Below are 1565 nucleotides of genomic sequence, written 5' to 3' on the forward strand. Positions count from 1 at the left end.
AATCCGGGTAATAATATTGTTACGCTTGCCAGAAAAGCCGGGTATGAGACGTGGTGGATATCAAATCAGGGCTCTTTAGGGCAACATGATACGCTGATTTCTGTCATCGCCGCCAATGCGGATAAAAAACATTTTCTTAAGGAAGGGAGCTCTTCTTCCCTTCGCATTGATGATGAGGATATGCTTCAGTATGTCAGGGAAGCTGTTAACTCGTCTTCTCCAAAAGTGATTTTTATTCATATGCTGGGGTCTCACACTAATCCCTGTGACCGACTTTTTAATGATGCACAGCCATTCAGGGAATTATTCGGAAATAAAGTATCCTGTTATTTATCAACATTGCTTAAGCTGGATCGGTTTCTTCAGGCAATTTATAACATGACGACAGAGCATGGTGATGATTTTGCCATGCTGTATTTTTCTGATCATGGGCAATCCGTCAGTTCAGACAGCACCCCTGTGCATCATGCGCCAGGTTTGCGTTCGGGATACGATGTACCTCTCATGATGATGGCCAGTGATATTACTGAGCACCACCTCAATCATGTGCATATCAGTGCACGTCGTTTTCCCGAGATTTTTCAATGGATCACAGGGATACAAACCAAAAATCTGCCGTTAAGTTTTTCTTTGTTACAGAATGATTTCGCTGAAAGTGTTTCTGTATTCAATGGTGAACGTGACGTTCCGGTAATGTCTTTGCCAGAAGAGCCGATACTGACCGGAAATGCTGAATCAGAAAAATAATAAAGATTATTTATGACCGTGCTCAATGCCTCATGTGTATGAGGCATTGAACGTTTATTTCAGGCTGACACTGTTTTCAGCACATCCCTGGATCAGTGAATATGCTGACCTGTTTTTTCGCGAATATCAGCCCCCTGTAATTGTATCAATATACCTTCTCCGTTGAGCATCAGGCTGTCCAGTGAATGGATCCCACTCCTCCTCATCAGTTCGTAGCAGAGTGTACTCAGCATGGCAAGTGCAGCTTCTGATGATTTACAGTGTGTATTCAGGAGGGTAAGAAATTGTTCAAAAACATCAGGGTTTATACTGGTGCTTTGATATTCGTTACTCATAGTATTTCCTTTCAGGTCATTATTACTTCCGGATTTAACATGATGTCTGTAACCATCAAATAATGAACGTGTTCCGGGAATCCTTGCCGTGTAGTTTCCCGTAAAAATACTGTTGTGCATAACATGTCATTAGGTGGAAAACGATTGTGGCAGACTGAAAATCGATTAGAATAGCGGCGGGCGCTTGAGGCTGTATGCCGAAAGCGTTTTGTGGACGGCATGTAGCAGAAAGCCCCAGGCGATTTTTTTATCAATCAACCCAGGGCCCACTGTAATGCCTAGACAACATTATAGTAGCCCGATGACGGCCGAAAGGCAATGGAGGGGCTGCGATGCCACAACGAACGTTTTTAACGATGTTAATTGTCGTCTGTGTGACGATACTGTGTTTTGTCTGGATGGTGAGGGATTCGCTTTGCGGATTCCGTGTCGAGCAGGGAAACACAGTGCTTGTGGCAACGTTAGCCTACGAAGTTAAACGTT

General features: G+C 43.6%; 3 protein-coding genes. 2 read left to right on the top strand and 1 reads right to left on the bottom strand.

All coding sequences use genetic code 11. The annotated features are described in order from the left end of the window. Window positions 1–747, top strand: a 747-nt coding sequence (locus E0D98_RS24055) for a sulfatase-like hydrolase/transferase (protein ID WP_165941058.1), incomplete at its 5' end; no start/stop codon positions are given. A gap of 92 nt (window positions 748–839) precedes the next feature. Here the strand turns inward: E0D98_RS24055 and E0D98_RS24060 are convergent. Beyond that, on the bottom strand, window positions 840–1082 hold the full coding sequence (locus tag E0D98_RS24060) for a hypothetical protein (protein WP_001398505.1): 243 nt from the start codon (window positions 1080–1082) through the stop codon (window positions 840–842). 332 nt (window positions 1083–1414) lie between these two features. Here E0D98_RS24060 and E0D98_RS24065 point away from each other — a divergent pair. After that, a partial coding sequence (locus E0D98_RS24065) for a Hok/Gef family protein (protein ID WP_001367784.1) occupies window positions 1415–1565 on the top strand: 151 nt, incomplete at its 3' end.

Source organism: Escherichia sp. KCJ4928, from assembly GCF_004352695.1.
Classification (GTDB): Bacteria; Pseudomonadota; Gammaproteobacteria; order Enterobacterales; family Enterobacteriaceae; genus ECMA0423.